Genomic DNA, 26,402 nt, shown 5'->3' on the forward strand with positions numbered 1-26,402 from the left:
TTTTAATACACTGCACAGTGGCATGCGACCAGATGGCCTTTGCCGGCCTCCCTCAGCCTTGGCACTTCCTTCCTGCACTGTCCGGTGGCGTACGCACATCTTGGGTGGAAGGGACAGCCTTCCGGCATGTTCATGGGACTTGGGACCTCGCCCTGAAGAATGATCCTCTCCCTCTTCTGTTCTTCATAATAATCCGTAATGGGCACTGCCGACAGCAGGGCCTGGGTATATGGATGTATGGGATTGGCATACAGGTCGGAGGACTTTGTGACCTCTACCAGGTGTCCCAGGTACATTACACCGATATTGTCACTTATGTGGCGGACCACCGCCAGGTCATGGGCCACAAAGAGATAGGTAATCCCCAGTTCCCTCTGGATTTTCTTGAACAGGTTAATGATCTGGGCCTGAATGGATACATCCAGGGCCGATACAGGCTCATCGCACACAATGACTTCCGGGTTGCAGGCCAGCGCCCTGGCAATACCCAGCCTCTGCCTCTGCCCCCCGCTCATCTCATGGGGGAACCTCTGGCTCATACCTGGATCCAGGTCTACTATCCGCAACAGTTCATGGATGCGTTCCGATATTTCCTTCTGGGTCTTATTGACCCCGTCGCAGATAATGGCCTCCCTTAAAATGGAATAAACTGAATTACGGGGATCCAGGGAGCTGTAGGGGTCTTGGAAAATCAGCTGTATCTCCCTTCTGTACGGCGCAAACTCACGGGCGGACACACCCCCTATCTGCTTCCCTTTATAGTAAATCCTGCCGTCCGTGGGCTTATTGATTCCCAGGATACATTTTCCCGTGGTGGTTTTTCCGCATCCGCTCTCCCCCACCAGTCCAAATGTCTCCCCTTTCCTGATTGAAAAGGATATGTCGTCCACAGCCTTCACTGTTCCCGCATGTACCCCAAACACCCCTTTGGTAACAGGAAAATGCATCTTAAGCCCCTCAATCTTCAGAAGGACCCCGCCCTTTTCCCTGGCACCATCCTTGGCCTTCCCGGATGTCTTAGGGGCGCCCGGCCCACTGTTTTCTTTATCCCCCACGTTTATATGGCAGGCCACGAAGTGTCCATCCCCCACCTGCCTTAACTCCGGACACTTTTCCTTCCTGCATGTATCGCAGGCATACACACACCTTGGCAGGAAGGCGCACTCCTGGGTTAACTTTGAAAGTACAGGCGGCGCTCCCATGATAGGAACCAGTTCCCCATCCTTGTCATCCTGAAGCCTTGGGACGGATTTGAGAAGGCCCAGCGTGTACGGATGCTCCGGATGGGTCAATATCTTTTCCGTTGTACCGGATTCCACAATCTTCCCGGCATACATCACATAGACCCTCTGGGCATACCGGGTCACCAGCCCCAGGTTATGGGTGATGATGATCAGGGATTTATTATATTTATGGACCATGTCAATCAGCAGGTCCATGACCTGTGCCTGGGTGGTCACATCCAGGGCAGTGGTGGGTTCATCCGCAATAATCAGTTTGGAATCACAGGCCACGCTGATGGCAATCATTACCCTCTGGCGCATGCCGCCGCTCATCTCAAAGGGATAACACCTCATCCTGGCCTCAGGCTCAGGTATGCCAACCGCAGCCAGGGCCTCTACGCCCTTTTTCCACGCCTCTTTTCTGCTCAGGTGGGAATGGGTGCATATGACATCCGACAGCTGTTCCCCAACCGTCAGCACGGGATTTAAGGAGGTCATGGGTTCCTGGAATATCATGGATATCCCCGCGCCCCGGACAGCCCGCATTTCTTTTGATTTTGCATCGTACTCCAGAAGGCTTTTCCCGTCAAACATGACCTCCCCGCCGATTATCTTTCCCGGCGGTGTCTGGACCAGCTGCATTACCGACATCTGTGTCACTGATTTGCCGCAGCCGCTTTCACCTACAATGGCAATGACTTCTCCCCGGTTTACATGATAGGACACGTCACTTACCGACTTAACCTCTCCCTCAGCCGTAAAAAAAGAGGTCCTTAAATGATTCACTTCCAATAATTTTTCAGGCATTTACAACTTCCCCCTTAACCGAGGATCCAGCGCATCACGGAGGCCATCTCCTACAACATTAAATGAAATAATCAGTATGATAATACAGATTCCCGGAATCATTGCCAGCCACGGCGCCTGTAAAAGATAAGCATAGGCGTCGGAGACCATGTTGCCCCAGGTGGCTGTGGGCGGGTTAATGCCAACCCCCAGATAACTCAGGGACGACTCCGTCATGATGGCATTGCCCAGGTTAATTGTATACAGTACCATCAGGGATGGGAATGCATTGGGAAGCAGATGTTTCAGCAGTATTTTGCTTTCCGACCTTCCCACCAGCTTAGATGCCACGATATAATCGTTTTCCTTAAGGGAAAGCACCAGTCCGTTCACCATGCGGATATAGGTGGGTATCATGCCGATTCCGATTGCCAGCGTAAGGCTCATGACGCCGGTCCCCATGATTGCCGCTATTATCAGTGTGAACACCATTCCAGGTATGCTGAGTATGATGTCCGTCATTCCCATGATTACCCTGCGCACGATACCGGTTACGTATCCGGCCACCAGTCCCAGGCCGATGCCGATGACAGCTGCAAACGAGCCGGACAGAAGACTTACATACATGGACACCCTGCCCCCGTATATGACGCGGCTCAGCACATCCCTTCCAAGGAAATCCGTGCCCAGCCAATGGCTGGCCGACGGGGTCTGCAGTTTTTCCACCAGGTTCTGGGCAGCAGGGTCATAGGGCGTTATCCAGTCCGCGAATACAGCCATGAAAATAAAACCTACCACCACAACCGTACACAGTTTCACGATGATACCACGTCCGAAAAAGATGCCCATGGCCTGCTTCCTGTTCCGTTTCCGTGTCTCCCGCTGTAGTTTTGCGAAATCATTATCCATTTTCATCACCCCATTGACTTTCTTACCCGCGGGTCAATAAACCCATATGCGATATCCACAAACAGATTGCAGAATACAGTAACCATGGATATGATCAGCACACAGCCCTGGACAATAAAATAGTCCCTTTGCTGGATGCCCGATACAAGCATCTGTCCGATTCCAGGTATATTAAACACATTTTCAATGATAACCGCGCCTGCAACTATATTGCGCATCTGAAGCCCTATGATGGTGATTACAGGTATCAGCGCATTTTTAAGGGTATACTTGAAAATAATCTTAGGCTCCGACAGTCCGTTGGCCCTTGCCGTCCTTACATAATCCTGGTTAATCACCTCCAGCATGTTGGAGCGGGTCTGTCTTGCAAGAATGGCTGTGGTGTAGATGGCATTGACCACCACAGGCCAAAATGCCTTATGTACATATTCCCCAAAATCCACCCAGGGCGCCGTGTATCCCTGAAGGGGTATCAGGTGCAGCTGCAGTCCCAGGATGATGACTCCGAATATGGCAACCAGGAACCGGGGTGCGCCCAGAAAAAAGTTAACAATCAGGGTCAGCCCCTGGTCAATCCAGGTCCCCCTTTTTACGGCAGAGATAATACCAACTATAATACCGGCCAGAACGCCAAACACAAGTCCCGGAAGCCCGATGGAGATTGTATTGGGAAGCCGTTCATTGATATAAGTAGTCACATCCCTTGCATTCAGTATGGATTTGCCGAAGTTCCACTTTAAAAATATATTCGTTATCCAGTTCCAGTACTGGACTAAAACCGGGTCATTAAGCCCGTAGGAGTTCCTGTAATCCTGAATTGCCTCAGCACTGGCCGCATCCCCCAATGCAATGGTTGCCGGGTCTCCCGGCAGTCTCTGCATGAGGATGAATACCAGGAGTGAAACCAGCAGGATCAGGACTGCCGCTGTGGCGATTTTCTTACCAACATATTTTATCATGCTACGCCCTCATCAAATATCTTTCCTATTATTCAACTGCCGGTCTGGATTGCTCCCGGCCGGCAGTATTTTCATCATATCCTGTTTACTTATCCAGCCAGGCATTTCCCAGGTCCGCAACTGAATAGAACACCTCGCCGATTCCTGAATCCTTCACATAATCATTCACAGCAAAGAGGGTCGCAACCTCTGCCAGATTATATACGATGCAGTATTCATCTGTTAACAGGCGGTTGGCCTCACCCACCGATTTCACTGCCTCGTCCTCGTCTGCCGCCATGACAGAAGTGGCCAGGGCCGCCTCCACATCATCCGGACGGAGCAGGTTGTTGATTCCAAGGACATGGCCGGTCAGGTTCTGGCGGAACATGGAGGCCATCTGCATAGGAACGCTGACATACACGCTGGAACCGTGGAGCCACATTCCCTCACCCCATCCGGCTTCAGCCGTATTGGCGTCCGCGCCGGATAAAATGCTGAGGTTCACCTTAATCCCCACTTCCGCCAGATAGGACTGGATAATGGTCGCGGCATTCTTAAGTGCGGAGGTTTCCTCTGTTTTCAGGGATATCTCAAAACCGTCCGGGTAACCTGCCTCAGCCAGCAGTTCCTTTGCCTTTTCAGGATTATAGCCGTATCCTTTTACATCCTCACTATAATAATGGGTTCCGACGCCAAACTGATTCCTCACATCCCCGTAATCCCCCCAGACCGCCTGGACCAGCGCATCCGCATCAATTGCATGACAGATGGCCTGGCGTACCTTCAGGTCCCCTGTGGGGTCATCCCCGGTCTTATTCAGGGAGTTGAAACACAGGAGATAGGAATGTGATTTTACAGAGCAGGTCTTAATATCGTAACCGTAGGCCGCAAGCGCATCCGCACTCTCTGCGTTCAGTGCAAGGATTGCATCTATCTCACCGGACTGGAGGGCGGCGCTGGATACAAGGGCATCCTTGTAAATAATATACTCCACACTGTCCAGCTTTACGTCCCCGCCCCAGTAATCGTCCCTCTTGGTAAAGGTCTTGGATACATCGTAATCCCAACTTGTCAATTCGTAGGGCCCCGTACCACAGGGGTGTTCCTTGCAATACTCCTCCCCGTTCTTCTTAAAGAAGTCCGGTGAGAACATATAACCGCATTCCCTTGAAAATGCATATGGCAGGATGGAACTCCACTTGTTCAGGTTCAACTGGACCGTATACCCGTCCACCACCTCCACGGATTCAATGGAAGACAGAAGCGCCTCTACCTTAGCGCCCACCTCCAGGTAATGGTCCAGGTTCCACTTAACCGCCTCCGCGTCCAGGACAGTGCCGTCCGAGAAGGTAACCCCTTTCCTCACATGGAACGTATAAGTCAAGGCCTCGGGGTCGTATGAATAATCCTCTAAAAGCCATGAGTCCACGGTTCCCTCTGCGTTTGGCTTAAACAGCGATTCGTACACGGGCCAGGAATAATAGTAATCCACCCCTGCGCCGGTAAGGTCAAAACTCAGCATGGTATGTACACATTCCGTGTTGACACCGATTTTCAATGTTCCCCCTGCCTTTGCATCAGAGGCCGCTTCCATCTGCCCTGCCGCGCTTTCTGCTGATTCCCCGCCTGTAGCCGTTGTTGTGCCTTCCTGTCCTTTGGCGCCGGAAGCACTGCCCCCGCAGCCAGCCAGCAGACCTGCGGCCAATGCTGCCGCTACTACCAACGAAATACACTTTCTCATCCTAATCCTCCCTTTCTCTACTTTTCCGTTTATTCATTATCCGGCACCAGCTTGTCAGTGGGTCCGCAGAACCCCTTCTGCTTGCGCACTGCCAACGCGTCTTCCGGTTTATCCACATACCTGGACTCCAGGTCCGCCCACTTCCCATCACTGAGGAAACAGGTCATGGGTGAATAGTAAAAATGATATCCGGTATAGTCATAGTGTTCCATTACATAATCATTGGTACGGGTTTCAAACACATGGCGCCCCGTATCCAGCATGGCGTACATGGCTGAGCGGAAGGAATAGTGGATGCCTGTAAAATGATACCCCCATTTCAGAAGGTCTCCTGCGTCCTCCGCCTTATCACCCGGATCCAGGTCCGGGTACCAGAACGGTATCTTAACATGCTCCGCCACCTTCCTGGCAGCGCCCAGCTTGCCTCCGTACTTCCTGGAACGGTTGATTTCCAGGGGGCATATGATATCCGCGCCCGCTTCTATATACCGTTCACACCGCTCTACAAAGCCGTCAAAGTCCTCATCCACCTCATGCTTGCAGCTGGCCATCAAAAGGCAGTCGGTCCCCTCCATTCCGTCCTTTGCAGCCCGCAGCCGCCTGCAGGCATCCTCAATGGAGGCCAGGCCCGGGCGGCTTAGGTCGTTGCCGTCCGTAATCAGTATGCAGTCAGCGCCTGCCCTGGCCATGCGTTTACATCCGTGATAGGTCTGCAGCGGCCGTCCAAAACCTTCATCCGCATCCACAAACAGGGGCATGTCCGTCATATAAGTAATCCGCTCTATCATATGGCAGTACTCATCCACGGACAATAGGTTCAAATCCGGTATACCGGTCTGGGAACACGCAAAATCGCTGCTGGAAATCATAACCATCTGAAACCCATTCATTTCAGCTGCTCTTGTGGAGATACAATCATAAATTTCCGGGACATAAAAGAATTCATTCTGATCCATATATTCCCTTAGGGTTTTCTTAGCCATTTTAATTACTTACCGCCTTTCCTCTTCGTTTTTTTTATAATACCATATAGTCACTTTGGCGAGAATGGAACACTATTCTATAAATATGTACATATTATTATCCTAGTTGGATATTCTTTTCTCATTATTAATTTAGTATCATAATAATAGTATGTAAAATAACCGGCCGCAGCCGCGGCCCTTACCATCGATAATGACCCACAGGATACAGGACTGCCCGGCATTGCCGGATGCCCGGACATAAAGGAGACCTTTCGTTGAATTTTTCCATTATTCCTCACACAGCTAAAAAGCTATTGGCAGAATTTACCATATATTCATCCCTATATCCGTTAACCGCATCAGAGAAGACCTTCCATCATATCTGCATATTGAGAAAACCCGTCCAGCTCCCCGGGGATATGGAGGAAGCAGACCTTTGCCTGTTTATTTTCTATGATTATGCCGAAGGCCCCTCCATGCGGAAAACCGGCCAGATTCCTGACGGCTTTAATATGTTATCCTATGTGGATGTCGGTTTAAGCTCTTTATGTCATATTCTTACCCAGCTTACAAAATCCTGTCCGGATCTTTATCCAATCCTTAAATCCCAGTACCAGCTTGTTTTAACCCAGCGTTTCCTGGAAACCCTTCAGAACGGCTATCACATCCGGATGAGGGACCTGCTTCAGGCAATCACCTCAAATCTGGAAAAAAAGGTACTGGTGATTGAGCCCACTATGAACCCAACCGATATGATGTCATCATCGGATTTCTTTGACCAGCTTCCGGAACATTCCCAGGTCATCGGTCATCTGGACCAAAGCCCTGTGTACATGGGGAAAATCCTGAAAAAGGATATGGGGACCTGCCTTATCATACCCCTGTACAGATTCGGGGAGATAATCGAGTTCCTGATTGTGGGAAACTGCAGGGAATTGCCGGACCCCCTGTTTTATTGCGCATTAAAGACAGTCATCTCCGCGCTGGCCATTGAATATGAGATGCGCCAGTCTGTGTTCACGGTCGTGAACCGGAGCCGCAACGGGCTGATGGACGCCATTACAAACTCAGGCCGCCTGAATCCTGCAACCATATCAGAATGGGCGGGCCTGCTGGGCTTTAAGGACAAGCGCCTGTATATTGTGATTTACCTGGATTTTGTTGCGTATGGCAGCCAGAAAAAGATAGGGACGGCTGTCTATTATGAGATACTGGAATTCATGATCCATTATTACCATCCTGATGATTATTACTTTTTGCGTTCTTCCTCTGACAGCCTTTATATGATAGGGCAGTTTCCACCCGATTCTCCGGAAACAGCCCAGAAGAAAGCCATTGTCACCTGCCAGCAGATAGAGCATCTGCTGAAGACAAAATCAATCGTAAAGAAAATGTATTCAGGAATCGGAACCACACAGCAGCAGATTTCCGATATCAGCAAAAGCTATGAGGATTCGCTGAAGGCGCTGAAAATCGCCCACACCACGGATGAATCCATCATATGCTATGAGACATTGGGAATCCTGCGCCTGCTGGGCAACATACCTGCCAGGGAAGCCGCTGAAAATTATATCCCCGCCTGCCTGAAGCACCTGCAGGGCCATGACAGGAAATACAACACCAATCTGGTGGACACCCTTACCGCCTATTATTCGTCCAACTGTAATGCGGCCCGGGCAGCCAAATCGCTGTTCATCCACTATAAGACCATGCTGAACAGGCTGGACCGCATTGCCCAGATATTGGATTGTGATTATAATGACAGCCATATACGGCTGGAGATTGAGATGGGACTTCAGATCATCCATATGCATCACAATGAATATGAATAAGTGCCCTGTATGGCTGTTCCAGCCATACAGGGCACTTATTCATCCACTTCTATTGACTTTATCCATTATTCCAGGATATCCTTATGCATCAGCAGCCCAATCCTCCGGCTGTCCAGATTACGGATTACCTCCACAGCCATCCTGACTGCAGCCCCGATATCCTCTTCTGCGCAGAAGTTATAGTGGCTGTGCACATAACGGCTGGGGATTCCCAGCACCAGGGTGGGGACCGCGCGGCCTGCCAGGCTGATTTTACCGGCATTGGTGCTGCCGCCCCTTCTCACTGTATCCTGGAAGGGGATTCCCTTTTCCCCGCCCAGTTCATGGGCGTACCTCAGGAATGCTGGATTGGTTATATAGCTCTTATCCATGCACCGTATCTGCACCCCTGCCCTCATGACGCCCTGGGCCTTCTCCCTTCCATAGTAAAAATCATCTGCAGGGGAACCCTCAAAGACAATGGCTAAATCCGGCTGTATCCTGGCCGCGGTCACGCCCGCGCCCCTCATGCCCACTTCTTCCTGGGCAGCAAACGCCCCCGCCACATCCACAGCCAGTTCCTGGTCGGCATCCTTAAGCTCACGCATGGTTTGGATGACACAGGCACAGCCCAAACGGTTGTCAAAGGCCTTGCCGAAACAAAGACCGTGGTCCCCGTCATAATCAAAGGCCACCTCGGGAGCGGCCGGGTCCCCGATATGGATGCCGTATGTTTCCTCAGCTTCCTCCCTGCTGGACGCCCCCACATCAATATAGAGGCCTTCTATGTCCAGGGGCGCATTCTTTTCTTTTTCCGTCATGAAGTGTACGGGGCGGGATGTGATAATCCCCCTTACCTTTTTTCCGCTCCTTGTCCGCACAAGGACTGTGTGGGCCGGCAGGCTGGCCAGGTCCATCCCCCCAAGCATGACCATGGATAGCAGGCCGTTATCCATGATTCCCTGCACCATGAAACCGCATTCATCCGTGTGGGCGTCCAGCATGATCACAGGCCTTCTCCTGGAACCAGCGTTTCCGGGAAACCCGCTCCCGGTCCCGTACGTGTCCGGCGCGCCGGAATTCCTGAACCATGCATAGACATTGTTCATGGCGTCATTCTCCACTTCCATGTCCTTTAAGTATCTCCCGATTACCTTTACCACCTCTTCCTCAAACCCGCTGGGGCCAAAGGCGTTGGTCAGGTCCCTGATCATGTCAATATCAATCATGTTCATATGTCCCCTTTTTCAGTACAATTCCATCACGCATCATGACTGCGCCCCGGGCAATCACCGTGTCCAGGGTCAGGTCCGGACGGAGCAGCAGCATATCCGCGTCCGCGCCTCCGGCAATACATCCCTTTTTCGGGTAAATCTCCAGCGCCTTTGCCACATTTGATGTAAAGAAGGAAAGCGCCTGCGTCAGGTCCATGGCGCCATCCACCGCCAGATGCCGGAACTGCCGGAACAGGTTCCCCACATCCGTTACCCCGATTTCCTTTAAATGGCCGGATTCGTCATAGCTGGACCAGCTTCCCTGTCCGTCCGAGCTGAATGTCAGACGGTCCATGGGCACCCCTTCCTGCCCGGCCTTTTCCAGAAGCCGGAGCATTGCCCCTGTGCCCAGCTTTCCTTCCGGGATGCGCTGTATATCCTCACAGGTAATATCCACATATCCGCCCATTTTCGCAAACCGGAACCCATCCTCCAAAAGTTCCTCTGTCCGGGACATATGGGTGGGATGGAATGTCTTTACCGGTATGTCCGTCCTCTTAAGGGCGTCAAAAATCGGTTCCAGGCGCCGGAAGCCGCTACCCATATGTACCACTATGATTCCAGGTTTTCCGCTGACCATGCCGGCCGTGCGCACGTCACTTGCCAGCCGGATTAATTCCTCCGTGGATATATTGGGCGCCCGGTGGTCGGAAAGCGCCAGTTTCACGCCTATGACCTCATCCACAAAAACAATGTCCTTCTTCACACTGCCTGTGATGGTTGGGGAGGGATATCCATAAGCCCCGCACAGGGCATACGCGCTGATTCCTTCCTCCTTCAGGGCCTTGGCCTTAGCCACCAGGTTTTCCACGCTTCTTGTCATGTCATCGGTTCCAAGAAGTCCCAGGACAGTGGTGATTCCTGCTTCAATCAGGGAGGACAGCTGTATCTCCGGCGACCTGGTGCAAAAGCTTCCCTCTCCCCCGCCGCCAATAATATGCTCATGCTGGTCAATAAATCCAGGAACAAGCAGGCAACCCCTGGCATCTATCTCCTGACAGCCATATCCTATCTCCAGATGGTCAGCCACCGCTTCTACCCGGCCTCCACATATGAGTACGTCCTGCTTTCCCAGGTATTCAGGATTGTACACTTCGGCCTGTCTTATTATTATCATGATTGCTCTCCTTAATTGTAATTCCCTTTCTCTATTTTACCATAAAAGGAGGGGACTGTCTTTTTATGGTATGCAATGCTTTTCTCCCTTAAGCCTTTATCCTCCAGCAAATCCAGCCCTGTCATTGCCAGCCCCTCAGCCCCCAGGATACAGATCCTGTCTGCCTCTGGCCCGGCTGCCGCCCTGGCGTATCCAGATGAATGCGCTTCGATGGAAGCGTCATCCGTGATGGACAGATAGTCATGGATGGCCGGAATCCGGATGGATACATTGCCTATATCCGATGAACCAAACAGCTCACCCGGCCGGGGCTCGCACATGCTGATTCCTAAAAGCCCCATGTTGTCCCTGAAGGCCTCGCACATGGGAAGGCATGGATACCGTTCCGCGTAAATCGGTTCTGTCTCTGTCTCAGCCCATGCGCCTGTCAGTTCCTCTGCCCGCTTCACACATCCCTTAATCAGGCCGATCAGTTCCTCTGCCCGTTTCATGGTTTCCGCGCGTATACAGAACTCACATCTGGAAAACTCCGGTATGATGTTCCCCGCCGTCCCTCCGTCAAGGATGACCCCGTTTATGTTATCCTGGATCTGGAAGGCGGGACGCAGCATGTCAATCTGGTTAAAAACACTGATGGCCGCGTTCAGCGCATTGATGCCGGAAGCCGGCGTGGATGAGTGGGCTGCCTTTCCATGGAAGGAAACCGTTACGGAGCCGCTTGCCCTGCCGCCCCGGTTCATATAGTTATACGCTTCCCCGCCGCCCGTGGGATGCATCATAAGGGCAAAATCCACGCCGTCAAACCCTCCCCGCTCCAGCATCAGCACCTTGCCGGCACCGCCCTCCTCTGCCGGGGTTCCAATAAGCCATATTTCCCCGTCATGGGCCTCCATCCGGGAAGCCAGCCCTAAAAACGCACCCACGGCGCAGGCGGCAATGACATTGTGGCCGCAGCCATGACCGATTCCCCTAAGCGCATCGTATTCAGCAAGGAACGCCACCACCGGTCCCTTTCCCCTTCCCTTCTTCACAGCACGGAACGCGGTGGGGATCTGACAGTAATCCCTCTCCATCACCATCCCCTGTCCCTTTAAAAATGCCTCGATTGCTTCCACTGCGTGATATTCCTGAAATCCTGTTTCCGGGTGCCCATGGATATCATGTGACAGGCTGACCAGCCCTTCCCGCATGCTGTCTATTTTATCAGATATGGCCTTCTTTTCCCCGCTCAACTGCACTGATCCCATCTCATTGTCCTCTTTTCTTCCTTACGTGTCATTTTAAAGCAGAGCCAGACTTACAATATATGGCAGGCCGCCTTATGCCCGGGTTCGATTTCCCTGAGCGCCGGACGTTCCCTGCTGCACCTGTCCATGGCGTACGGACACCGGTCGCAGAAAAAGCAGCCTTCCGGAAGGTTTACCGGGCTGGGGATTTCCCCCATTGCGTCAATGTGCTCTACCAGCGGTTTCTCCCCCACCGTGGGCACAGCTGAAAACAGCACTTTGGTGTATGGGTGCAGGGGATTCCCAAACAAGGTGTGCTTGTCCCCCACCTCCACAATGGACCCCAGGTACATCACTCCCAGCCGGTCGCTGATATGGCGCACCACGGAAAGGTCGTGGGCAATGAACAGACATGAGAAATGGAATTCATCCTTTAAATCCATCAGCAGGTTCAGGATCTGGGCCTGTATGGATACATCCAGGGCAGACACCGGTTCATCCGCAATAATGAACTCCGGCTTTACCGCCAGCGCCCTGGCAATGCCGATACGCTGCCTCTGTCCTCCTGAAAACTGGTGCGGATACCGTCCGGCCTGTTCAGGCCGCAGCCCCACCCGGTTCAATATATCCATGCACTGCTCCCTTGCATCCTTCCTATCCTTTGCAATCCCATGGAACAGCATGGGTTCCATGATGATTTCCTCCACACGCTGCCTTGGGTTTAAGGAGGCATAGGGGTCCTGGAAAATCATCTGCATGCTTTTGCGGTAAGGCAAAAGCTCATGGGCGCTTAAATGGCTGATATCCGTGCCCTTATACAGCACCTGGCCGCCCGATGGCTCCAGAAGCCGTATGATGGTCCTGGCCGTGGTGGATTTGCCGCAGCCGGATTCCCCCACCAGGCTGAACACTTCTCCTTTTTCCATCTGGAAGCTCACCTGGTTGACCGCATGGACCACCTTGTCCTGCTTCACGATCCTGCCCTTTTCCAGGCGCAGTGACTGGAGAAGGCCCTTGGTCAGATGAAATTCCTGGCTTAAATCTTTGACTTCAATCAATGGTTCCATCATTTACCCTCCTCCGTTTTGGCCGCCGCCTTCTTGTTTAACGGGAAATGGCAGGCAGCCAGGTGTCCCGGTCCCACCTCCCGCATGACCGGCTGCTGATGCCTGCATATATCCTGGCAGTATCTGCACCGGGGCGCAAAGTAACAGCCCTCCGGCAGTTCAAACATATTCGGCACCATGCCCGGTATGTAATCCAGGCGGCCCCTGTCCTCATACAGCTTGGGGATGGAGTTTAACAGCCCTTCCGTGTAGGGGTGTGCGTTAAACGCCACAATGTCCTCTGTACTGCCTGTCTCCACCAGCTTGCCGCAGTACATGACATTAATGCGGTCCACCATCTGGGACACCACAGCCAGGTCATGGGTAATCAGGATCAGGGCCGTATTATGCTCCTTCACAAGCTTCCTCATCAGCTCCAGTATCTGCTCCTGGATGGTCACATCCAGCGCAGTGGTGGGCTCGTCTGCAATCAGAAGCCTGGGATTGGTTGCCAGTGCAATGGCAATAATCACCCTCTGCCTCATGCCGCCGGAAAACTGGTTGGGGTATTCCTTTAACCGCTCCTGGGGATTGGGGATGCCCACGGCTGATAGAAGTTCCAGGCACCTGGCCTTTCTCTGGGCCGCGTTCATCTGGGGTTCATGGAGGATCAGAACCTCCTCCATCTGTCTCTGAATGGTATACAGCGGGTTTAAGGATGTCATGGGATCCTGGAACACCATGGAAATGTCCTTGCCCCTTATCTTTATCATATCCCTTTCACTGGCCCGGCTCAAATCCCTGCCGTCAAACAGGATCTGTTCCGCTTCCACCACGCCGGGTTCTTCCACCAGCTTAAGGATGGAGAAGCTGGTCACGGATTTCCCGCTGCCTGATTCCCCCACAATTCCCAGTATCTCCCCCTCTTTCAGGGAAAAGCTTACGTCATCCACGGCCTTTACCACTCCCTTAAATGTGTGGAAATAGGTTTTCAGGCCCTTAACATCAAGTAAAATATTATTTTCCATCAAAGCCACCTCGCTTATTTCAGATTGGGGTTCAGCTCATCCCTGAGGAAATCCCCCAGCAGGTTTATGCCGAACACAATGAGCATGATATACAGGCCCGGGAATACGGAAGCCCACCACAGGCCGGAAAACAGCACATCGAATCCGGTCTTTACCAAAAGACCCAGGGACGGTTCCGTAATGGGAACCCCGACTCCCAGGAAGCTTAAGGTGGCCTCTGTCAGGATAAAGTTGCCAATCTGTATGGTTGCAAGCACAATGATGGAATTAATTACATTGGGCAGCACATGTTTCAGTATGATGATGCGGTTGGGCAGTCCGATGGTCCTGGCCGCCTCCACATACTCCATCTTTTTAACAGACAGGGTCTCGCCCCTTACCGTCCTGGCATAGGTGACCCACCCCACCATGGTAAGGGCAATTAAAAGCTTTCCCACGCCCCTTCCGAACACGGACATGATAAAAAGCGCAATGAGCATGGAGGGGAATGACAGCTGGATGTCCGCAATCCTCATGATGACAGCATCCACCTTTCCCCCAAAATAACCGGCAATCAGTCCCAGGGTTGTGCCGATGCAGCAGGAGGCAGCCATGCCCACCAGGCCAATCATGATGGAGCTGGCGCTGCCGTAGATGATGGCGCTTAAAATATCCCTTCCCTGCTCATCCGTGCCCAGCAAGAATGACAGCTTGCCGCCGTCCAGCCAGGCCGGGGGAAGATAGGAGTCCATCAGGCTTATCTGGGTCAGGTCATATGGATTCTGGGGCGCCAGGAAACGGCCTGCAACCGCGGTCAGTATGGCAAACAGAACCAGGATGCTGCCGATGATGGCAGGGAGATTGTTTTTATAATGGTAGAAAAACTCAGATTTTATAAAATGGTTCCACCAGCTTGTTTTTTCTGCACGTACTTCATGTTCCATGTCATCACCTCAATTCTATTCTCGGATCAACCAGTGTGTAGAGAAGATCCACCACAAAGTTCAGCACCACGAACATACAGGCGGCCGTCATGAGATAGGCCACGATTATGGGGCGGTCTGATTTATTGATGGCGTCAATCAGCAGTTTCCCCATGCCGGGCCAGGCAAAGATGGTCTCCGTGATGGTGGTGAACGCAATCATATTGCCCAGATCCATCCCAAAGATGGTGATGACCGGAATCAGGGCGTTCTTCAGGGCATGCCCAAAGAGCAGGCTTCTGGAGGACACTCCCTTGGCCCTTGCAAACTTAATGTAATCCTGCCGCATGTTCTCCATGATCCCGGATCTGGTCAGACGCAGGGTGGTGGCCACATTGGTAAGGGCCAGCGTCACGGCGGGAAGGATGATGAAACGCAGGCCGCCGGGTGCGAATATGCTTAAATTAACCCCCAGCACATTTACCGTGTTCCCGCGCCCCGATGCCGGAAGCGCCCTCAGCATGACCGCAAAAATATAAATCATCATCATGCCCACCCAGAAGGAGGGCAGGGAAATCCCCAATATGGACCCCGACATGATGATCTTGCTGCTCCTGCGTTTGGGATATGCGCCCGCATAAACGCCCAGGGGGATGGCAATGAACAGCACCAGAAGGGCTGCTATGGCAACCAGCTCAAGGGTTGCCGGCATACGCTCCATAATCAGGCCCATGGCTGGTTTTCCATAGGTATAGGACTTGCCGAAATTACCGTGCAGCACATCCCTTAAGAAAATACCATACTGTACGGGAAGGGGCTTATTAAGGCCCAGCCTTGCCCGTGCTGATTCCACCTGCTCCACTGTTGCATTTTCCGGCACCAGCATGTCCACAGGGTCCCCGATGAAATTCGTCAGCATGAATACCAGTATGGAAACCACAAACAGAACCACTATCATCTGCACAAATCGCTTAACAATATATTTTAACACTCTGATTCACCTCGTCTTTATCTTGGGCCGGATTACAAAAAGGGAACCGCTGCAAAAAATAGGTTTCCTGTTTTGCAGCAGTCCCTCTTACCGTCTTAATCCTAACGCAGCGCCGGCAGTGCCAGGTACCTTATTTGTAGGAGAATTCCCAAGCCAGCACATATTTGTTCATTCTTGGGGTATAGTTAAGGGTATCCTTGATTGCATAGGTATCCTGCTCAAAATGCAGCGGGATGTACGCATAATCATCTCTTGCAATCTTATCTGCCTCTGCCACCAGTTCGCCCCTCTTGGCATCGTCAAATTCCGTAAATGCCTGACTGATAAGGGCATCCACTTCCGGATTGGAGTAGTGTCCCCTGTTAACAGTGCCCTGCCCGGCTTCCCTGTTATATGTACGGAGCATATCGTGCAGCAGTGACAGGCCATCACCGGAAGCATCGGACCATCCGGTCTGAAGCAGCATGGATTTATTTTCCGCCGGTTTGATGTAGGTAAAGAAATTAGATTTCGGCATCAGGTTCAGGTTTACTTTAATCCCCACCTTCTCCAGGTAGCCGGCAACCGCCTGGGCAATCTGTTCATCGTTCATATAGCGGTCATTGGATGCATCCAGGGTCACCTCAAAACCATCCGGGTATCCGGCCTCGGCCAACAGCTGCTTTGCCTTTTCAGGGTCATATGCCTCACGCTCCACCGGAGTATATCCCACATAGTTCTCCGGGATGATGGAGTTCATTTCAAAGGCGCACCCGTTCATGATATTCTTGATGATGGTATCCTCATCAATGGCAAGGTACATGGCATGTCTGACCTTGGGGTCTGACATGGGGTTCTTCTGTCCCGGAAACAGCGGAGAGTCCTCACGGCTGTCCAGGTTCAGGTAAATCTCCCTCAGGCCCTGCTGTCTTAAAACGCTGATACCGTCCGTGCCATCCAGCCTGTCAATATCGCGTACGGAAATATCAATGGTAAAGTCCACCTCCCCGGTCAGCATGGTGGCTGTCCTGGTGGCCTCATTGGTAATGGGACGGAAACGTACATTCTTAATCTCCGGCACCTCGCCCCAGTAGTCCTCATTGGCGGTCAGGTCCAGGTGGTCTTCCTTTACCTGCTCCACAAATTTATAGCGTCCTGTGCCCACTACCACATCAGAAATCTCTTCCTCTGTCTTTCCTTCTACATTTTCCTGTTTCAGCACATAAATCTGAGCCACATGGAACAGCATCAGGGGATTGGGTGTCTCGGTTGTAATGGTGATTGTGTATGCATCCGGCGCCTCAACCTTGGAAAAGGTACTGGTGTAGCCGCTGAAGGCTGATGGGGAATCCGGATTCATGGCTGTTTTTATGGAAGCCAGCACATCAGCGGAGTCCATCTCCTCGCCGTCATGGAACTTAACGCCTTTTCTCAGGTGGAAGGTCCAGGTCAGGCCGTCGTCGGAAGTCTCCCAGCTCTCAGCCAGACATGGCTGGAACTTCATGTCCGCGTCCTGCATCAGCATTGCCTCATATATATGGAGCATTACCTGGTTGGTTGGCCCCTCATCATATTTATATGGATCCATGGACAGGATATCCGAGGCCATGGCAATCACCAGGCTGTCCTTTCCTGAAGCGCTGTCCTGCGGACTGCCTGCATCTGCCTCTGTCCCCCCTGCCCCTGCTTCCGTGGTGGTGCCTGTGGTTCCCCCGCCGCAGCCGGCAAGACATCCTGCTGTAATCGCTGCCGCAACCAATAACGATATTGTTCTTTTTTTCATTCTGATACTCCTCCTTTTCTGAAAATCAATTGCCTTTTCTTCATGTCCCCGTCACGAACGGATGATAAAGAAAAAGCAAGGGCGCACTTGTATCGTACGAAAAAGCGCCTTGCTTTCCTTAAATTTTAATGAATTAACGTACCGCTGTCAAATCCTATGAGGTAAAAACCTTTTTACTTTCTTATATTTCTTATTTTATTAATGTATTAGGTTGTTTATATGGTTTTTATGCGATATAATCAACCTAATATACAGGAGGCGTATTCATGAAAAAGAAATTACTGATATTAACCAATAATCCGGTGGCAAAAATAGGCATTTCATCCTATCTGTCCTCTATTTTTAATCAGTACCTGACCATCCAGTCTGCCCGGGGCGCTGATATCACCCCTGAAATCCTGGACCATGCGGACTGTATCCTGCTTTCCACGGAGAACATAAAGGATAATCTGCCTTATCCGATTCCCGAACATGTATACCAGTTGGTCTGTATGCGCACATTCAATCATACCTATCTCCACAAAATCCTCCAGATTCCTCCCGGTTCATCCGTCTATCTGATTAATGATACGGAAAACAATGCCCACGAGGTCATTTTGCAGCTCCAGGAATTCGGTTTTTCCCAATACCGTTTCCTTCCCTGGTATCCTGGCTGCACTAACCCGGATGAGAGCATCCATTACGGGGTTACCCCCGGGGAGCTGCATCTGGTCCCTTCCACCCTCACCACGGTCATTGACATTGGCAACCGGGTGGTGGATATCTCCACCATCAATGAGATCATCGCCTGCTTCCATCTGCCCACCAGCCTGGCCGATGAGGTGACCAGGAATTATATGAGCCACATTGTACAGGTATTAAAGCTCTCCAACCAGCAGCTGAGCCACGCCCTGGACATGAAACAGATTACCCAGATGATCCTTGACAATGTGTCTGAAGGCTTCTGCCTTCTGGATGAAACCGGGATGATCAAGATGGTGAACCAGCCCTTCCAAAAGCTGACAGGATTTAAGGAAAAGAACCTGTCCGGCTGTAACTTCTGTGCGCTTTTGCGGTCCTACGGGATTGATTACGATTTCCCCAACAAGAGGGAAACCATCATCAGCCAGCCGGGACACGGGCGCATACGCCTGTGGTTCCAGAAGTTCAGCCTGAATCCCAAGGCCGAGTTATATCTGATGCACGCCTCTGTCTGTGATGAGCAGGGACCCGGGGCCGGGGACGCTGCTTTTCCTTTCCGCGCCAGGACCCTGTATGACTTCAACAACATGATTACCAGGAATCCCACCCAGTCCCATCTTCTTGACACGGCCCGCAGGATATCCCTCAATGATTTTCCGGTCATCATCCAGGGGGAAAGCGGCACGGAAAAGGAAATGCTGGCCCAGGCCATCCACCGCAATTCAAGACGGCATGGCGGCCCTTTTATATCCCTGAACTTCTCATCCCTGAACCCATCCGGCATTGAGGCGGAGCTGCTGGGGACAGAGGAAAATCCATCCCTTGGAACCAGACGGCATATGGGGGCCTTTCAGGCCGCCTGCCGGGGAACACTGCTTATTAACGGAATCCAGCACACTGCCCTGCAGACCCAGCAGCTGCTGCTGAACGTGCTTCAGAACGGGTATTATATGCCCCTGGGCAGTTCCGTGCCATTGTCATTGGATGTGCGGATGATAGCAACCACCACAACGGATTTATACAGCCTGGTGCTGGAAGGGCGTTTTTTAGACGACCTGTTCTTTCTCCTGAACACATTTTCCCTGAATACAGTGCCGATCCGGCAGCGCAGGGACGATATCCCCCTCCTGTTAAATACCTTTCTAAGGGATGCCTTTAAGGACCCATCCCTTGTCATGGAGGATGTGCTCACCAGCAACCTGGCCGCCTTCCTAAAACAATATGACTGGCCCGGGAATGCGCAGGAGATACGCAACCTGAGCAATTACTTCTCCTGCATCTACCAGCGGGAGCCCATTCCCCTGGGCGACCTGCCCGGCTACATATTAAACCAGATACTGAGCCGACAGACCTCCCTTGATGTAACAGAAAAGCATATCCTTTCCCTGATCATCTCCCATCCCCGCATCGGCCGGAGCACGGTAATGGAGCAGCTGAAAAAGCAGGGTGTCAGCCTGACGGAGGGAAAAATACGCACGGTCTTAAGGAAGCTGGCAGATGCGGGATATATCAAGGTCCACCGCACCAGGGGCGGGTGTGAGGCCACGGAACTGGGAATCCTCATGAGCCGCGGATAACAGCGCTTCCCGGAAAAGATTGATACGGTAAAGCTGACATTTTCCTATGATGAAGCGCCTAAGGCCGGGGAAGCCCCGGGGACCGTAACCGCCAGCACCACCAGCAGGGAATACACGGTTGAAAGCGCGGAATACATCAATGAGGCAGAGAAATGGTCATTAGGCGATAAGCCAAGGGTAAAGGTTGTCTTAACGGCCGCGTGACTAACAGCTGGCAGGACATCAACAATACCTGGTACTATAATAAAAATAAGGATGTCCCCTGGCCTATCATCTAACCATCCGGACATCCTCATCTAAATTTAGATCATTTCTATATGCTGTCAATCCCGGGACTATTGATTCCGGGTCCTTTAAGCCCGGGGCTATTCTGCCCCGTTTCCTTCAGCCTCCGCTTCCCCAGCCGCAATCTCTATACCCAGCTCCTGAAGCTGCTTCTCATCCACCTCGCCCGGCGCTTCCGTCATAAGGCAGGACGCGTCCTTAACCTTAGGAAATGCGATTACGTCACGGATACTGTCAGCACCCACCATCAGCATGACAACGCGGTCCAGGCCATAAGCCAGACCTGCATGGGGCGGCACACCGTACTTAAACGCACTCAACAGGAAGCCGAACTGCTCATTGGCACGTTCCGGCGTAAAGCCCAGCACCTCAAACATCTTGGACTGGATATCCGCCTGATGGATACGGACAGAACCTCCGCCCATCTCAACACCGTTCAGCACGATATCATAAGCCTTGGCGCGCACACGTCCCGGATCCGTATCAATATACTGTATATCCTCATCCATGGGCATGGTAAATGGATGGTGCATGGCCACATAGCGGTCTTCCTCTTCCGAATATTCAAGCAGCGGGAACTCAGTTACCCAAAGGAACTTAAAGTCATCCTTCTTTAACAGGTCCAGCTGTCTTGCCAGTTCCAGACGCAGGCTGCCCAGCACATCAAATACAACCTTGTCCCTGTCAGCGGCAAACAGCAGCAGGTCGCCTGGTTTTCCGTCCATGGCGGCAATCAGGGCCCTCATCTCATCATCCGTCATGAACTTGGCAAAGGAGGACTTAAAGGAACCGTCTTCTGCAAGAGCCACATAGGCAAGGCCCTTGGCCCCGAATCCCTTGGCATATTCCACCAGGGCGTCAATTTTCTTCCTTGGCATATGGCCCTGTCCCTCTGCGTTAATGCCGCGGACAGAACCGCCGTTCTCCAGAGCACCCTTAAATACCACAAATCCGCAGTCCTTCACAACCTGGGACACATTCTTAAGCTCCATGCCAAAACGAAGGTCCGGCTTATCAGAGCCGTAGCGGTCCATGGCCTCCCTCCAGGTCATGCGCTGGATGGGCAGCTGTACATCAAAGTTGCAGATTTCCTTGAACAGCTTCTGTAAAAGACGTTCATTCACATCCAGCACATCATCCACATCCACAAAGGAAAGCTCCATGTCAATCTGTGTAAACTCCGGCTGGCGGTCCGCCCTCAGGTCCTCATCCCTGTAGCAGCGTGCCAGCTGGAAATAACGGTCATAACCGGAACACATTAACAGCTGCTTAAACAGCTGGGGCGACTGGGGCAGCGCATAAAAGGAACCTGGGTGCACACGGCTTGGCACCAGATAATCGCGGGCGCCTTCCGGCGTGCTCTTAATCAGGGTCGGTGTCTCAATCTCAAGAAACCCCTCCTCTGCCAGGAATGCCCTGGTAAGGGTCGCCACCCTGCTTCTGGTAATCAGGTTTCTCTGGAGATCCGGTCTTCTAAGGTCCAGGAAACGGTACTTAAGGCGAAGCTCCTCCTTGGTCCTTAAGTTCTCCTCAATGGGGAAAGGCGGCGTCTCAGACTCTGCCAGCACCCTCATGGAATGAGCCCTTACTTCAATGGCTCCCGTGGCCAGGTTTTCATTTACAGCGCCGGACCGTGCTTCCACACGGCCTGTAACGGCAACCACGAACTCGCTTCTCAGCTTCTCTGCCTTTGCAAAGTCCTCTGCACCGCAGTCACTCTCTTCAAATATAATCTGCAGGATACCGGAACGGTCGCGTAAATCCACGAATATGATCCCGCCCTTATTCCTGCTCTTCTGGACCCATCCCATAACGGTCACTTCCCGGCCGATATCAGCGGTTGTTACTTCTGTACATCTGTGGGACCGCTTTAAACCCATCATTGATTCTGCCATGATATTATCTCCTTTTTATTTCTTCAGGCTTTCCTTGTAGAATTCCTTGAAATCCGTGTATCCCTCTTTACTGAGCTGTTCCTTCTGGAACTTCTTATTCTTATTCATCTGGGCAACCAGGACCTGGACGCCCTTTCTACGCTCTGCCATGGCTTCACGTATCACACCGGCCAATGCAGCGCTGTCCACACCCTTTTCAAAGAGGAATGCTTTCTTATCCGACGCGCCCGGCACTTCAAAACCATTCTCCAGAAGAATGGTTACAATGCGCTCAAACCCGATGGAAAACCCGCAGGCCGGTGTCTCCATGCCTGTGAACTTGCCAATCATCTTATCATACCGTCCGCCGCCTGCAACCGAGCCGCCGAACCCTTCCATGGATACCTCGAAAATGGTTCCTGTGTAATAAGACATCCCGCGTACCAGGGTGGGGTCGAATTCCAGCCCGAACTCGGCTTCGGCCACCTCGGTAACCGTGTCCATGATGTGGGCCAGGTTCTCACTTACCTCCAAGGGCATGACCTCCCCCAGCATTTCGCCAAGCGCGCGCACGCCTGCCGCGTCCTTTGTCACATTCTTAAGCATGTCCAGATATCTGTCAACACTTTCCTTCTGATGTCCTGCCTCCAGAAGTTCCTTTTCCACGCCCTCGAATCCAATCTTATCCATCTTGTCCAGGATAATGAATACCTGGTCCATGGATTCCTCCCGGAACCCGCAGTAGAGGGCCATTCCCCGCAGGATTTCCCTGTCGTTGATCCTCACTGTAAATCCGTTGTCCGGGCAGATTTTTCCCAGGGCCGTGGTGGTGGCCAGAATCAGTTCAATTTCAGCAAGGCTGGTGGCATCGCCCAGGATATCGATATCACACTGGACAAACTGGCGGAAGCGCCCTCTCTGGGGCTTGTCGGCACGCCATACGCTGCCCATCTGCAATGCCTTGAAGGGCTTTGGAAGGCTGGCCGCATTGTTCGCATAATAGCGTGAAAGGGGAAGGGTCAGGTCATAGCGCAGCCCGCTGTCCGTCAGGTCGTTCTCGCACCCGGCGGTTTCCAGGTTCAGCTTGTCCCCCCTTTTCAGGATTTTGAATATAAGCTTCTCATTATCCCCGCCCTGCTTGCTGGTCAGGTTCTCTATATGCTCCACGCAGGGAGTCTCTATCTGTGAAAATCCAAATCCCCTGTATGTCTCCTTAATCTGGTCCATCACATATTCGCGGATCTGCATTTCCGCAGGAGTGATATCCTTCATTCCGGTAACCGGTTTCTTCGCCAATGCCATATGCATTCTCCCATTCTATCGTTCTGATTTTAGTCAATACATATATTTTAATGAACTTTCACGATTTTGCAAGTGTTTTGGGGAAATAAGATGTATTTCACATAAATTTACCATAAAATCGAAGAATTTTGGCATGCTTCCCTCTTATCTGAGGCGTTCATATTCAAATGCATCCAGGATCAGGGCTGTCAGCCGTTCCTTTTCCTCTTTGCCAAGGACAAGGACCGGCAGCCTTTTATTTTCCTTTATCAGGTAAGGATAAACCACGCTTAACCTCCCCCGGCAGTAATAAATCCTGATACCGCAGATGGTAATCCCGTCGCTTATCCTGACAGAGGCAATCCCGCACAGATAATCCTCCTCATCCTTCTTTAAACGGACGCACACATGGATTTTATCATTATCTGTTCCCATACCATTCCTCCCGGCTTCTGTATATACCGTTTTCAGCCTTTTCCCTTGAAAATGCCACAAGGGCCTCCCTTGCCTTGGCGCTGTCCGGATAGGCGCATTCCGTTCCCATGATATATGCGGCCGCCCGGTTCCATTCCTCAATGCTGTACCGTCCCGGATCCAGGCAGGGCAGCACGAACCGCAGCGCAGACTGGCAATAACCGTACCTGAGGTCTGACAGGTACAGACATTCAAGGCCTGCGGCCAGGTCTTCCAGCAGACCGCCTCCGCCCCGCAGCTGGCTGTCCTGTCCGATTGTCCCTTTTTCCATTCCATTACCATTCATTTTGTCCCTATCCTCCATATAATCCAATCCTTCCTTTCGGGTGTGCTTATACATCAAGCTGCCGCCAGCAGACGGACAGACTGTTTTACGACATAATACATATTATGTTTTAAATCAGATAAAACCAGCCTATATCCTATGCCGTAAACAAAAATCCATATACACATTATACCACAAAATGAATGTCAGACAATATTTATTTCATATCCGCTAACGGATATGTTTCTATGATATCTTAATTATCATGTTTATCGTGTTTTTGTCCCTATATCCATAAACGACATAATATGTATTATGTCGTTTCTTTTTTATATAATCATTTCCATTTTCTGCATGACCTCCTGCTGCTCTTCCCCGGTTGAAATAGTATAAATCCTGGTAGTCTCAACACTTGAATGCCCCAATATATCCGCCAGATGGACCAGGTCCTTATCAACCCCATAATAGGTATAGGCAAACAGATGCCTGAGATTATGGGGATATACCTTTTGTTCCGGGATGCCGGCCTTAATGCACAGCCGCTTCATCTCCGCCCATATATTGCTGCGGTTCACGGACATACCTCCCGACGTGACAAACACAGGACCGGAAGTCAGACCGTTATCACGGCAATACGCGCGCAGACGGCACCGCAGTTTTTCAATCATGAAAATGGTTCTGAATTTCCCTTTATTATATATCTCCACCCGCCCCGTATCCAGGGCTTCCACTGTGATAAAAGGCAGTTCGCTTATGCGTATCCCCGTATTGCCTATGGTCTCCATAATCATGGCCAGCCTCTGGTTGTCCAGATGCAGGGCCGTTGTCACCAGCCTTGCGTACTCTTCCTTGGATAGCCTCCGCTCTTCGCCTCCCATCAGACGGCGTTGCACCTTAAACTGGCTTACCCTGTACCTGTCCCAGTTCTTATAATGAAAAAAACAGTTCAGCGCAGCCAGCATGGAGTTGGCGCTTGATATCTTGTACGCCCCCTGCAGATAACTTTTATACTCTATGACCGTTTCCCTGGTCACCAATTTCCCCGGTGCAAGATATTGTATAAATGCCCCAACATCCCTGCAATACTTGTCAATGGTCCGCGCCGAGCGTTCCATGTTAATCAGATACGTTCTAAAACCAAGTATATCAGCCCTTACGATTTCATTTTCCTGCATATAAATCCTCCTTTTGCATTGTCGTAATAATCCATTTTATACTTATATTGCCCAAAATAAAATGATTATACGGATGGCAGGAGGAAAACCGGCTGACCTCATGGGGAGGGGGATTTGGTCCTGAAAATAAAAGACACCGGATGATTTTAGTATCCGGTGTACCCTTGGCCTGCTGTTTCATTGAAGGGCCACCTATTTCCAAGGCGGCCCTCCATGCGATGATTCTTCGAAATATGTATCTGTCTGCCACATGTCTCTTTACATGTCACTGCTTATTAATCCGCTTAAACTGGTCTATATGTTCTTTCATGCATTCAACCGCCCTTGTCTCCGACTGGTCGATAATGCACTGCAGTATCTCCATATGGCACTGAATCAGGATATCCTGCTCCTTCTTATAATTATCCGGCCCCATACGCATGATACTATGTGCGATTGTATTCTGCATGGGGTTTCGCAATGCCCTGACAAGAATCTCAAATATACTGTTCTTAGATGCTTTTGCAATCAGCTCATGAAAATCCCGGTCCAGAGATGTGAACAGTTCTATATTATCCACACAGGCTTTCTCCCGTTCAATCAGTTCCTTCAGCTCCCCGATGTCCTCCTGCGTACGTTTACTTGCCGCGAAACGGATTGTGGTCAGCTCCAGCATGTTCCTTGCATCATACATCTCCTCCGGGGTAATATCATGCATGGCCAGCATAATCTTAAGTGTCTCCTCAAGCTGTGAGGTCTCGGGCCTGCATATAACGGTGCCCCCTCCTCCGGTCACGGAAATCAGCCCCTTCATCTCAAGGACCCTGAGGGCCTCCCTGACCGTCGGCCTGCTTCTGGCAAACATCTTAATCAATTCGCGTTCCGGCGGCAGTGAATCCCCCGGTTTCAGTTTTCCTGCTAATATCGAATCCTGAATCTGGTTTACAATTTCCTCTGAAGCTTTTTGTACTACTGCGGGTTCAAACCCTAATGTATTGGAAGTCTGCATCTATAACCTCAAATCCTTCAAATTTTATTATCCCCTTCCCTATAAAGTACCACAATTCAGGGGATAAAACAAGATTAGCC

General features: G+C 51.4%; 21 protein-coding genes. 2 read left to right on the forward strand and 19 right to left on the reverse strand.

The window, feature by feature from the left end; translation table 11 throughout:
• Positions 1–2: 2 nt before the first annotated feature.
• The 5 genes from DWX59_RS12165 to DWX59_RS12185 form a co-directional block, all read right to left on the reverse strand.
• Complete coding sequence (locus DWX59_RS12165) at positions 3–2,030, reverse strand: dipeptide ABC transporter ATP-binding protein (protein WP_117559450.1); 2,028 nt, start codon at positions 2,028–2,030, stop codon at positions 3–5.
• Complete coding sequence (locus DWX59_RS12170) at positions 2,031–2,924, reverse strand: ABC transporter permease (protein ID WP_235845032.1); 894 nt, start codon at positions 2,922–2,924, stop codon at positions 2,031–2,033.
• Positions 2,924–3,877 carry an ABC transporter permease gene (locus DWX59_RS12175; RefSeq protein ID WP_117559454.1) on the reverse strand — a complete coding sequence of 318 codons (954 nt, stop codon included), beginning with the start codon at positions 3,875–3,877 and terminating at the stop codon, positions 2,924–2,926. The genes DWX59_RS12170 and DWX59_RS12175 overlap by 1 nt, the downstream gene beginning before the upstream one ends.
• Positions 3,878–3,962: 85 nt before the next feature.
• On the reverse strand, positions 3,963–5,600 hold the full coding sequence (locus DWX59_RS12180) for an ABC transporter substrate-binding protein (RefSeq protein WP_235845033.1): 1,638 nt from the start codon (positions 5,598–5,600) through the stop codon (positions 3,963–3,965).
• Positions 5,601–5,629: 29 nt separating this feature from the next.
• The gene (locus DWX59_RS12185; protein ID WP_235845035.1) at positions 5,630–6,556 is read right to left on the reverse strand and encodes an isocitrate lyase/PEP mutase family protein; all 927 of its coding nucleotides are present in this window, start codon (positions 6,554–6,556) and stop codon (positions 5,630–5,632) included.
• A gap of 428 nt (positions 6,557–6,984) precedes the next feature.
• Here DWX59_RS12185 and DWX59_RS12190 point away from each other — a divergent pair, with 428 nt between their 5' ends.
• Positions 6,985–8,397 carry a PucR family transcriptional regulator gene (locus tag DWX59_RS12190; RefSeq protein ID WP_207660426.1) on the forward strand — a complete coding sequence of 471 codons (1,413 nt, stop codon included), beginning with the start codon at positions 6,985–6,987 and terminating at the stop codon, positions 8,395–8,397.
• Positions 8,398–8,462: 65 nt separating this feature from the next.
• On the opposite strand, the gene DWX59_RS12195 is transcribed toward DWX59_RS12190, so the two are convergent.
• The 8 genes from DWX59_RS12195 to DWX59_RS12230 form a co-directional block, all read right to left on the reverse strand.
• Entirely contained in the window at positions 8,463–9,605 is a 1,143-nt protein-coding gene (locus DWX59_RS12195) for a M42 family metallopeptidase (RefSeq protein WP_117559460.1), read from the reverse strand.
• Positions 9,598–10,767, reverse strand: a complete 1,170-nt coding sequence (gene iadA / locus DWX59_RS12200; protein WP_117559462.1) for a beta-aspartyl-peptidase — start codon at positions 10,765–10,767, stop codon at positions 9,598–9,600. Before iadA ends, DWX59_RS12195 begins: the two co-directional genes overlap by 8 nt.
• A gap of 11 nt (positions 10,768–10,778) precedes the next feature.
• Positions 10,779–12,014, reverse strand: coding sequence for an amidohydrolase (locus tag DWX59_RS12205; protein WP_166460207.1), 1,236 nt, complete (start codon positions 12,012–12,014; stop codon positions 10,779–10,781).
• Positions 12,015–12,064: 50 nt separating this feature from the next.
• Positions 12,065–13,063, reverse strand: coding sequence for an ABC transporter ATP-binding protein (locus DWX59_RS12210; protein WP_117559464.1), 999 nt, complete (start codon positions 13,061–13,063; stop codon positions 12,065–12,067).
• A complete protein-coding gene (locus DWX59_RS12215; RefSeq protein ID WP_117559466.1) occupies positions 13,060–14,067 on the reverse strand; it encodes an ABC transporter ATP-binding protein in 1,008 nt (335 codons plus the stop codon). The genes DWX59_RS12210 and DWX59_RS12215 overlap by 4 nt, the downstream gene beginning before the upstream one ends.
• 14 nt (positions 14,068–14,081) lie before the next feature.
• Positions 14,082–14,990 (reverse strand): ABC transporter permease, encoded by a 909-nt coding sequence (locus DWX59_RS12220; protein ID WP_117559468.1) that lies wholly within the window; start codon positions 14,988–14,990, stop codon positions 14,082–14,084.
• Between the two features lie 4 nt (positions 14,991–14,994).
• Positions 14,995–15,960 (reverse strand): ABC transporter permease, encoded by a 966-nt coding sequence (locus DWX59_RS12225; RefSeq protein ID WP_117559470.1) that lies wholly within the window; start codon positions 15,958–15,960, stop codon positions 14,995–14,997.
• 130 nt (positions 15,961–16,090) lie between these two features.
• A complete protein-coding gene (locus tag DWX59_RS12230; RefSeq protein ID WP_117559472.1) occupies positions 16,091–17,722 on the reverse strand; it encodes an ABC transporter substrate-binding protein in 1,632 nt (543 codons plus the stop codon).
• 266 nt (positions 17,723–17,988) lie between these two features.
• Between DWX59_RS12230 and DWX59_RS12235 the strand changes: the two genes are divergently transcribed.
• Positions 17,989–19,980: a sigma 54-interacting transcriptional regulator gene (locus tag DWX59_RS12235; RefSeq protein ID WP_117559474.1), complete on the forward strand. Its 1,992-nt coding sequence runs from the start codon at positions 17,989–17,991 to the stop codon at positions 19,978–19,980.
• Positions 19,981–20,345: 365 nt separating this feature from the next.
• Here DWX59_RS12235 and aspS read toward each other — a convergent pair whose 3' ends face one another.
• From aspS to DWX59_RS12275, 6 genes are all read right to left on the reverse strand, one after another.
• On the reverse strand, positions 20,346–22,160 hold the full coding sequence (gene aspS, locus DWX59_RS12245) for an aspartate--tRNA ligase (protein ID WP_117559476.1): 1,815 nt from the start codon (positions 22,158–22,160) through the stop codon (positions 20,346–20,348).
• A 15-nt stretch (positions 22,161–22,175) separates the two neighbouring features.
• Positions 22,176–23,441, reverse strand: a complete 1,266-nt coding sequence (hisS, locus tag DWX59_RS12250) for a histidine--tRNA ligase (protein WP_117559478.1) — start codon at positions 23,439–23,441, stop codon at positions 22,176–22,178.
• 144 nt (positions 23,442–23,585) lie between these two features.
• Positions 23,586–23,855: a hypothetical protein gene (locus DWX59_RS12255; RefSeq protein WP_117559480.1), complete on the reverse strand. Its 270-nt coding sequence runs from the start codon at positions 23,853–23,855 to the stop codon at positions 23,586–23,588.
• Complete coding sequence (locus DWX59_RS12260) at positions 23,842–24,180, reverse strand: hypothetical protein (protein ID WP_147325808.1); 339 nt, start codon at positions 24,178–24,180, stop codon at positions 23,842–23,844. Before DWX59_RS12260 ends, DWX59_RS12255 begins: the two co-directional genes overlap by 14 nt.
• A gap of 308 nt (positions 24,181–24,488) precedes the next feature.
• Positions 24,489–25,334: a tyrosine-type recombinase/integrase gene (locus DWX59_RS12265; protein ID WP_117559484.1), complete on the reverse strand. Its 846-nt coding sequence runs from the start codon at positions 25,332–25,334 to the stop codon at positions 24,489–24,491.
• A gap of 265 nt (positions 25,335–25,599) precedes the next feature.
• A complete protein-coding gene (locus DWX59_RS12275; protein WP_117559488.1) occupies positions 25,600–26,322 on the reverse strand; it encodes a FadR/GntR family transcriptional regulator in 723 nt (240 codons plus the stop codon).
• Between the last annotated feature and the right edge of the window lie 80 nt (positions 26,323–26,402).

Origin of the sequence: Enterocloster aldenensis (genome assembly GCF_003434055.1) — a bacterium.
Taxonomy (GTDB): domain Bacteria; phylum Bacillota; class Clostridia; order Lachnospirales; family Lachnospiraceae; genus Enterocloster; species Enterocloster aldenensis.

What these genes read in the sequence shown, in the direction of transcription:
- DWX59_RS12185 (WP_235845035.1), bottom strand. Translation starts at nt 6,556, where the DNA reads ATGGATCAGAATGAATTCTTTTATGTCCCGGAAATTTATGATTGTATC.
- DWX59_RS12195 (WP_117559460.1), bottom strand. Translation starts at nt 9,605, where the DNA reads ATGATTGATATTGACATGATCAGGGACCTGACCAACGCCTTTGGCCCC.
- DWX59_RS12275 (WP_117559488.1), bottom strand. Translation starts at nt 26,322, where the DNA reads ATGCAGACTTCCAATACATTAGGGTTTGAACCCGCAGTAGTACAAAAA.
- DWX59_RS12205 (WP_166460207.1), bottom strand. Translation starts at nt 12,014, where the DNA reads ATGGGATCAGTGCAGTTGAGCGGGGAAAAGAAGGCCATATCTGATAAA.
- DWX59_RS12230 (WP_117559472.1), bottom strand. Translation starts at nt 17,722, where the DNA reads ATGAAAAAAAGAACAATATCGTTATTGGTTGCGGCAGCGATTACAGCA.
- DWX59_RS12170 (WP_235845032.1), bottom strand. Translation starts at nt 2,924, where the DNA reads ATGAAAATGGATAATGATTTCGCAAAACTACAGCGGGAGACACGGAAA.
- iadA (WP_117559462.1), bottom strand. Translation starts at nt 10,767, where the DNA reads ATGATAATAATAAGACAGGCCGAAGTGTACAATCCTGAATACCTGGGA.
- DWX59_RS12235 (WP_117559474.1), top strand. Translation starts at nt 17,989, where the DNA reads ATGAAAAAGAAATTACTGATATTAACCAATAATCCGGTGGCAAAAATA.
- aspS (WP_117559476.1), bottom strand. Translation starts at nt 22,160, where the DNA reads ATGGCAGAATCAATGATGGGTTTAAAGCGGTCCCACAGATGTACAGAA.
- DWX59_RS12180 (WP_235845033.1), bottom strand. Translation starts at nt 5,600, where the DNA reads ATGAGAAAGTGTATTTCGTTGGTAGTAGCGGCAGCATTGGCCGCAGGT.
- DWX59_RS12220 (WP_117559468.1), bottom strand. Translation starts at nt 14,990, where the DNA reads ATGGAACATGAAGTACGTGCAGAAAAAACAAGCTGGTGGAACCATTTT.
- DWX59_RS12190 (WP_207660426.1), top strand. Translation starts at nt 6,985, where the DNA reads ATGGAGGAAGCAGACCTTTGCCTGTTTATTTTCTATGATTATGCCGAA.
- DWX59_RS12260 (WP_147325808.1), bottom strand. Translation starts at nt 24,180, where the DNA reads ATGAATGGTAATGGAATGGAAAAAGGGACAATCGGACAGGACAGCCAG.
- DWX59_RS12210 (WP_117559464.1), bottom strand. Translation starts at nt 13,063, where the DNA reads ATGATGGAACCATTGATTGAAGTCAAAGATTTAAGCCAGGAATTTCAT.
- DWX59_RS12265 (WP_117559484.1), bottom strand. Translation starts at nt 25,334, where the DNA reads ATGCAGGAAAATGAAATCGTAAGGGCTGATATACTTGGTTTTAGAACG.
- DWX59_RS12165 (WP_117559450.1), bottom strand. Translation starts at nt 2,030, where the DNA reads ATGCCTGAAAAATTATTGGAAGTGAATCATTTAAGGACCTCTTTTTTT.
- DWX59_RS12175 (WP_117559454.1), bottom strand. Translation starts at nt 3,877, where the DNA reads ATGATAAAATATGTTGGTAAGAAAATCGCCACAGCGGCAGTCCTGATC.
- hisS (WP_117559478.1), bottom strand. Translation starts at nt 23,441, where the DNA reads ATGGCATTGGCGAAGAAACCGGTTACCGGAATGAAGGATATCACTCCT.
- DWX59_RS12215 (WP_117559466.1), bottom strand. Translation starts at nt 14,067, where the DNA reads ATGGAAAATAATATTTTACTTGATGTTAAGGGCCTGAAAACCTATTTC.
- DWX59_RS12255 (WP_117559480.1), bottom strand. Translation starts at nt 23,855, where the DNA reads ATGGGAACAGATAATGATAAAATCCATGTGTGCGTCCGTTTAAAGAAG.